Annotated in this window: 1 protein-coding gene; it reads right to left on the reverse strand. The window is 79.4% G+C overall.

What is annotated here, in order from left to right; genetic code table 11:
- Positions 1–148 precede the first annotated feature (148 nt).
- On the reverse strand, positions 149–1,157 hold a 1,009-nt coding region (locus tag ACFXAM_RS38845; RefSeq protein WP_380298655.1), incomplete at its 5' end, for a peptidoglycan recognition family protein.

Here is a 1,157-nt window from a genome sequence, read left to right on the forward strand (position 1 = left end):
GGGTGTGGGCGCGGCGGGGCCCGCCCGGGCCCCCCCTCCCCCCCGGCGCCCCCCGGGGGGGGGGGGCCCCGGGGGGGGGGGGGGGGGGGGGCGGGCGGGGGGGGGGGGGCCGGGCGGCGCCCGGGGCGGCGGCCGCGCGGCCGGACGGTCAGAGCGCGGCGACCTCGGCCCGCAGGGCGGGCAGGGTGGCGTACATCGTGCCGCCGGGGCAGTCGGTGGCCAGCCAGTCGCGGTGGCCGCTGATCAGGTCGACCGGCTTGGTCACGCCGTTGACCGGGTTGACGAAGGTGACGTGGGCCTGCGGGTCGAGCCCGTGGGTGCGGGTCAGCAGCGCGAGCACCAGGGCGAGCGAGTGGCGGGCCGCGGCGGTCGGCTCCTGGCCGGTCAGGGTGCCCAGCAGGGCGACGCCGAGGTTGCCGGAGTTGAAGCCGGAGGTGTGGAAGGCGGTGACCACGTTGCCGGCGGTGTCGTGCGCCGGCAGGCCGTCGTCGCCGGACCAGCGGCCCTCGTAGATCCGGCCCGCCTCGTCGATCAGGAAGTGGTAGCCGATGTCGCCCCAGTCCTGGGTGACGGCGTGGTACTCGTAGATCGCCCGCACGGTGGCGGCCGGGTCGGCGTCCGCGTTCGGGGTGTCGGTGTGGTGCACCGTCAGGGTCTGCAGCGGGTAGTACTTGGCGGGGGAGTTCTCCACGCCGTTCTTGAAGCGCTTGGACTCGTCGGCGCCCCATGCGGCACGGCTGAGGTACTCGACGCCGCAGAAGGTGACCGGCGCGGTCGGGGAGAGCGCGGCGGTGCGGGCCGGGCCCCGGGTGGTGTCCAGGGCGGTGGAGCGCAGGTTGGCCGCGCCGTCGGGCAGCCGCAGCTCGTAGCCGGTGGCGCCGCCCGCCGGGACGAGGACGGCCGCGCCCGCGGCGGCACCGCCGGCCGGCCCGCCCGGCAGGTCGGGCCCGCCCGCGCAGCCCGCGGTGAGCGGCTGCCAGGCGCCGGGGCCGGTGCCCTCGTGGTGCAGGCGGATCGCGCCGCCGCGCCGGGGACCGTCCCAGCTGACGCCGACGTAGTGGATCGGGAAGTCGGTGCGCGCCGCGGCGGCCGCGCGCCCGGCCGCGGAGCGCGACCGGGTGGCCGGCACGGTGACCGTGCGGGCGCCCGGGCCGGCC

The organism is Kitasatospora sp. NPDC059462 (genome assembly GCF_042749955.1).
In the GTDB taxonomy this organism is placed as follows: domain Bacteria; phylum Actinomycetota; class Actinomycetes; order Streptomycetales; family Streptomycetaceae; genus Kitasatospora.